Annotated in this window: 4 protein-coding genes and 2 pseudogenes; 4 read left to right on the top strand and 2 right to left on the bottom strand. The window is 67.8% G+C overall.

What is annotated here, in order from left to right:
- On the bottom strand, window positions 1-1,924 hold a 1,924-nt coding region (gene smc, locus LPZ50_RS20085; RefSeq protein WP_230664272.1), incomplete at its 3' end, for a chromosome segregation protein SMC.
- Between the two features lie 257 nt (window positions 1,925-2,181).
- On the opposite strand from smc, the gene lplT reads away from it, so the two are divergent.
- A complete protein-coding gene (lplT, locus tag LPZ50_RS20090; RefSeq protein ID WP_230664275.1) occupies window positions 2,182-3,495 on the top strand; it encodes a lysophospholipid transporter LplT in 1,314 nt (437 codons plus the stop codon).
- Between the two features lie 9 nt (window positions 3,496-3,504).
- Here the strand turns inward: lplT and LPZ50_RS20095 are convergent.
- Window positions 3,505-4,119: pseudogene (locus tag LPZ50_RS20095) on the bottom strand (uracil-DNA glycosylase); the annotation flags it as partial.
- A 2-nt stretch (window positions 4,120-4,121) separates the two neighbouring features.
- On the opposite strand from LPZ50_RS20095, the pseudogene LPZ50_RS20100 reads away from it, so the two are divergent.
- From LPZ50_RS20100 to LPZ50_RS20110, 3 genes and pseudogenes are all read left to right on the top strand, one after another.
- Window positions 4,122-4,571: pseudogene (locus tag LPZ50_RS20100) on the top strand (SDR family NAD(P)-dependent oxidoreductase); the annotation flags it as partial.
- Window positions 4,572-4,586: 15 nt separating this feature from the next.
- A complete protein-coding gene (locus LPZ50_RS20105) occupies window positions 4,587-5,444 on the top strand; it encodes an enoyl-CoA hydratase family protein (RefSeq protein WP_230664281.1) in 858 nt (285 codons plus the stop codon).
- Between the two features lies 1 nt (window position 5,445).
- On the top strand, window positions 5,446-6,297 hold an 852-nt coding region (locus LPZ50_RS20110), incomplete at its 3' end, for an acyl-CoA dehydrogenase family protein (RefSeq protein WP_230664284.1).

The following is a 6,297-nucleotide window of genomic DNA, read 5'->3' on the forward strand; positions in this document are numbered from 1 at the left end:
GGCAGTTCCCGGGCCTCGGGCCCGAGGAGATCGCCGACAAGCTCGTGGCGGGCGCGGCCGGCGCCTGGCCGAGGTCGGCGGCGGTGTACACATTGCGCAGCCAGTCGTTGAGCAGCGTGCGCAGGTCGGGATCGGTAATGCGCAGCAGGCTGGCCAGGGGCGTCAGCCCTTGCGGCGCGGCCGGCGCGGGCGCGGCGGCCGGCACTTGGTAAAAAGCCAGCCGGGCGGGCGGCGCGTCTTCGGCAAAGGCGCGCGACCAGTCCAGGTTGCGCACCTCCATGGCGGCCATGCGCTCGCGCAGCACCGATTCCAGGGCGTTTTCCCAGCCAGGCTCGATGTGCAGCTTCTGCCACAAGCGCCCCAGGCTGGCCAGTTCATGCTTGGCCAGCCAGGGCTCCAGGGCGCCCTGTTTCTGCACGTCTTCCTGTAGTTTGACCAGGGCGGCCAGCCGCGCTTCCAGGCGCGCCAGATTCTGGGCGTCCTGGTGGGCCGACGCCTGGGCGCGGCCGCGTTCGGCATCGGCCTCGGGCACCTGGCCTTCGAGGGCGGCCAATTCACGCTGCGCGTCTTCAAGCTGGTCTTCGCCCACGGCGCGGTCGCCGGCCAGTTGCTCCAGCCGCGCGGGATCGGGGGCCTGCAACTCGCGCAGTTCCTGCTGCAGGCGCTCGCGGCGCTGCTCCAGGTTCTGCAATTGACGATCGGCATCACGCTGGGTTTGCGCAACCAGCGCCAGATTCTGTTCGACGCGGGCCAGCGAGGCCCGCATTTCATCGCGCGAGGCGGCCGCCTCGCGCACGCGCGACTCGGTGGACGGCAGGCTGGCGTGGGCATCTTCAGCCTGCGCGCGGGCTTCTTCGGTGCGCGCCGCGCCGGCGGCCAGGTCGTCTTCGGCCTGCGCGATCTGCTCGACGCAATGGGCTTGCTGGGCATCCCATTCGCCGATCTGCTGTTGCAGCTGTTCGCGCCGGGCCTGCAGGCGGTTGCGCGAATCGACCACGTGGCGGATCTCGGCTTCCAGGCGGCTGACCTGGGCATTGGCCTCGTACAGTTGCCCTTGCGCCGTATGAACCGCGTCGCTGGCGGCGTAATGGGCCTGGCGGCGCGATTCGAGTTCGGCCTCGTTGGCGCGCAGCCCGGCGATGGCGGCTTCCAGGTTGTTCTGCGCCTGGGCAATGTCCTGGTTCTTGCGGCCGCGCTCGTCGCGCGCGCCGGTTTCCTTCAGCAGCCACAGCGCGAACTGCTTTTTCTCGCCGTCGGCCTGCAGTTCGCGGTACTGGCGGGCAACCTCGGCCTGCGCCTCGAGCTTTTCCAGTTGCGAGCCCAGTTCGCGCAGGATGTCCTCGACCCGGGTCAGGTTCTCGCGCGTGTCGGACAGGCGGTTCTCGGTTTCGCGGCGGCGTTCCTTGTAGCGCGACACGCCGGCGGCTTCTTCCAGGAAAACCCGCAGTTCTTCGGGACGCGCCTCGATCAGGCGGTTGATCATGCCCTGCCCGATGATGGCGTAGCCGCGCGCGCCCAGGCCGGTGCCCAGGAAAATGTCGTGGATATCGCGGCGCCGCACCTGCTGGTTATTGACGTAATAACTGCTGGTGCCGTCGCGCGTCAGCACGCGGCGCACGGCGATCTCGGAATAAGTGCTCCATTGCCCCGCCGCCCGGCCCTCGCTGTTGTCGAACACCATTTCAACAGACGCGCGCGCCGCCGGCTTGCGGTTACCCGAGCCGTTGAAAATCACGTCTTGCATGGATTCGCCGCGCAATTCCGAGGCTTTGGCCTCGCCCAGCACCCACCGCACGGCGTCAATGATATTTGACTTGCCGCAGCCGTTGGGACCCACCACGCCCACCAGCTGGCTGGGCACGGGTATAACGGTGGGGTCGACGAACGATTTGAAGCCGGCGAGTTTTAGTTGAGTTAGGCGCACAGTACGATGACGGACGGGGTTGAACGAAAGGCGTTGAACGGACCTGCCGTACGGATTGCAAAGCGGCCCACGCGGGGCCGGCACATGCGGATCGTATGATACCCCAGGCCGCCGGGCTGCCCATCGGCGGCAAGGCCGCGATCCGGCACGCAAAACCCCCTGTTCCAGCGCTGGACGCTATACTCGCTGACACTTTTTTCCATACGAAACAGGTCATTCACCGCTGCCGTGTGCCGGCAGCCACCGGGGATTCACTTTTGAAACGCGGGTTTTATCTGGTCATGGCCGCGCAGGCCTTCTCGTCCCTGGCGGACAACGCCCTGTTTATCGCGGCGATCGCCTTGATACTCGAGCTGCACGGCCCCGACTGGATGGCACCCATGATGAAGTGGTCGTTCGCGCTGGCCTACGTGGTGCTGGCGGCCTTCGTGGGCGCCATTGCCGACTCCTTCCCGAAGGGCCGGGTCATGTTCGCCACCAACGCGCTCAAGGTGGGCGGCTGCCTGCTGATGTTCATGTACGCCAATCTCGGGCTGGAGCCCGCCCACCAGACTTACCTGGTGTGCCTGGCTTACGGCCTGGTGGGCGTGGGCGCCGCGGCCTACTCTCCCGCCAAGTACGGCATCGTCACCGAAATGCTTCCGCCCGAAATGCTGGTCAAGGGCAATAGCTGGATCGAAGGCCTGACGGTACTGTCCATCATCGTGGGCACCGTGGTGGGCGGGGTGCTGATCTCGCCGGCCGCCTCGGAACTGCTGCTCAAGCACGAAACCATCGGCCGGCTGGTGCACACCCCGGCCGAAGCCGCCATTCTGGTGATCGCCTGTGTCTACCTGCTGGCCGCCCTGTGCAACCTGCTGATCCCGCAAACGCACGTGCGCTACCCGCCGCAGCAGAAAAACCCGATGCGCCTGACCCTCACCTTCTTCAGCTACGTGAAGGTGCTGTGGCAAGACAAGCTGGGGCAGATTTCACTGGCGGTCACCACCCTGTTCTGGGGGGCGGGCGCGGTGCTGCAGCTCATCGTCATCGAATGGGGCCGGCGCCACCTGGGCTACCGCCTGGACGAAGCATCCATGCTGATGGGGGTGGCGGCGCTGGGCACGGTGGTCGGGTCCATCCTGGCCGGCCGCATCCCCTTGCGCAAGGCGCTTTCCGTGCTGCCTGTCGGCGTCCTGATGGGCCTGGTGGTGCTGCTGATGCCGCTGGTGCACTCCACCTGGAGCGTCTATGCCCTGCTGATGCTCACCGGCGGGCTGGCAGGCTTCTTTGTCGTGCCCATGAATGCCCTGCTGCAGCACCGCGGCCACGTGCTGCTGTCCGCCGGGCATTCCATCGCGGTGCAAAATTTCAATGAACAGCTCAATATCCTGCTGATGGTGGCCATCTACACCATCCTGCTGTGGGCCAACCTGCCCATCAACACCATCATCGTGCTGTTCGGCTTGCTGGTGGCGATTCTCATGATCCTGTTCATGCGCTGGAGCCGCCGCAACCTGTCGGACAACCCCGCCCTGCACGATCAGATCGGCCAGGAAGGCCACGGCAAGGCCCTGAAATCGCCTCACTGAAGGGGCCGCTCAGCCCCTGGTCGCCAGCCTAAGGTCCTGCCAGGCGCGGGCTTTCTCTACCGGGCTGCGCAGCAGATAGGCCGGGTGGTAGCTGACCACCACCGGAATATTGCGGCCGTCCGGGGCGGCGAATTGGTGCATGCGCCCTCGCAGGCTGCCTATGGTGGCGTCCGTGCCCAGCAGCGTTTGGGCCGCGAACCGGCCCAGCACCAGAATGCGCTCGGGCTTCACCAGCTCGATCTGCCGCATCAGGTAGGGGCTGCAGGCCGCGATTTCTTCCGGCTTAGGGTTGCGGTTGCCGGGTGGGCGGCACTTGATCACGTTGGCAATGAAAACGTCGTCCTGGCGGCTCATGCCAACCGCGGACAGCATGGCGTCCAGCAACTGGCCCGACCGCCCCACGAAGGGCAGCCCCTGGCGGTCTTCCTGTTCGCCCGGGGCCTCGCCCACCACCATCCAGCGCGCTGGACGCGCCCCCATGCCAAACACCGCATGCCTGCGGCCGTTGCATAAGCCACAGGCGGTGCATTGCAGCACCTGCTCGCGCAGGGCGTCGAAATCCGTGGCGGCCACCACCGGCTGCGTGGCGAATGGCGCGTCGGCAGTCGTGGCCTCCGGGGCCGGCGGCGGTAAACCTCACCGGCACCTATCACTGTACGCAGGCGGCGCTGCCGGGCATGCTGGCGGCGGGCTGGGGGCGGGTCATCAATGTGGCCAGCACGGCGGGCCTGGTCGGCTACCCATATGTCAGCGCTTATTGCGCCGCCAAGCACGGGGTAGTGGGGCTGACGCGCGCCCTGGCACTCGAGGTGGCGCGCAAGGGCGTCACCGTGAACGCGGTGTGCCCCGGCTTTACCGACACCGACATCGTGCGCGGCGCGGTCGACAACATCGTGCAGAAAACCGGCCGCACGGCCGACCAGGCGCGCGCCGAACTGGCGGCCCGCAATCCGCAGGGCAGGCTGGTGCAGCCCGCCGAAGTGGCCGACACCGTGGCCTGGCTGGCCCTGCCCGCATCCACCTCGATCAATGGCCAATGCATCGCCGTCGATGGCGGCGAAGTCATGGCCGGCTGAACCCCAGGAGATCCCATGAGCAGTGCGTCTTCCGAACACAGCATGAAGCATCACCGCCGCCCCTATGCGGACTACGCCGCGCGAACTTTCCTGTGGAACGTGTCGCCCGACGGCAAGGTGGCCACGGTGACGCTGAACCGGCCCGAACGCAAGAACCCTTTGACGTTCGATTCCTATGCCGAACTGCGCGATCTGTTTCGCGGGCTGGTCTATGCCACCGATATCAAGGTGGTGGTGCTGGCGGGCGCGGGCGGGAATTTCTGCTCGGGCGGCGACGTGCACGAGATCATCGGCCCGCTGACGCGCATGAGCATGCCGGAGTTGCTGGACTTCACCCGCATGACGGGCGACCTGGTGAAGGCCATGCGGGCCTGCCCGCAGCCCATCGTGGCCGCGGTGGATGGGGTTTGCGCCGGCGCGGGCGCCATGCTGGCGCTGGCGTCCGACCTGCGGCTGGGCACGCCGCAGGCCCGCACGGCCTTCTTGTTCACCCGCGTGGGCCTGGCGGGGGCCGACATGGGCGCCTGCACGCTGCTGCCGCGCGTCATCGGCCAGGGCCGGGCCTCGGAACTGCTGTACACCGGCCGGGCCATGAGCGCCGAAGAAGGGGCCCAATGGGGGTTCTTCAACACCCTGCACGACGGCGCTGGCCTGCTCGAAGCCGCCCGGTCGCTGGCCGCGCAACTTGCCGCCGGCCCCACGTTCGCGCACGGCGTCACCAAGAAACTGCTGCACCAGGAATGGAACATGGGCGTGGACGAGGCCATCGAAGCCGAAGCCGAGGCCCAGGCCATCTGCATGCAGACGCGCGATTTCCGCCGCGCCTACGACGCTTTCGTGGACAAGCGCAAACCCGTTTTCGAAGGAGACTGACGTGGCCGATACTGCGTGGCTGGACTGGCCGTTTTTCGATGACCGGCATCGCGAGATGGCGGCGCAGCTTGAGGCCTGGTGCGTGGACGGCCTGGCCGATATCGACCACGGCGATACCGATGCCGCGTGCCGTGCCCTGGTGCGATCGCTGGGCCAGGCGGGCTGGCTGCGCTATTGCGTGCCGTCGGGCCCCGACGGCGCCTGGGGCGGCGCCTTGCCCCAGGTGGATTCGCGCATGGTGTGCATCCTGCGCGAAACCCTGGCGCGCCATGACGGCCTGGCCGATTTCGCCCTGGCCATGCAGGGCCTGGGCAGCGGCGCCATCGCCCTGATGGGGTCCGACGCGCTGCGCCGCGACTACCTGCCGCGGGTGGCCAGCGGGCAGGCCATCGCCGCATTCGCCTTGTCCGAGCCCGATGCCGGGTCCGACGTGGCGGCCCTGGCCTGCACGGCGCGCGCCGACGGCGACCACTACGTGCTGGACGGCGCCAAGACCTGGATATCCAACGGCGGCATCGCCGATTTCTACTGCGTGTTCGCCCGCACCGGCGAAGCCCCGGGCGCGCGCGGCATCAGTGCTTTCGTGGTGGATGCCGGCACGCCGGGCCTGGATATCGCCGAACGCATCGACGTCATGGCGCCGCATCCGCTGGCGACGCTGGCGTTCGACCAGTGCCGCGTTCCCGCCAGCCACCGCCTGGGCGATGCCGGCCAGGGCTTCAAGCTGGCCATGATGACGCTGGATATTTTCCGCGCCTCGGTGGCCGCCGCCGCGCTGGGTTTCGCGCGCCGCGCGCTGGACGAGGCCGTAAGCCGTGCCCGCGGCCGCCACATGTTCGGCCAGGCGCTGGCC

Origin of the sequence: Bordetella petrii (assembly GCF_020991325.1) — a bacterium.
Lineage (GTDB): Bacteria > Pseudomonadota > Gammaproteobacteria > Burkholderiales > Burkholderiaceae_B > Bordetella_A > Bordetella_A petrii_E.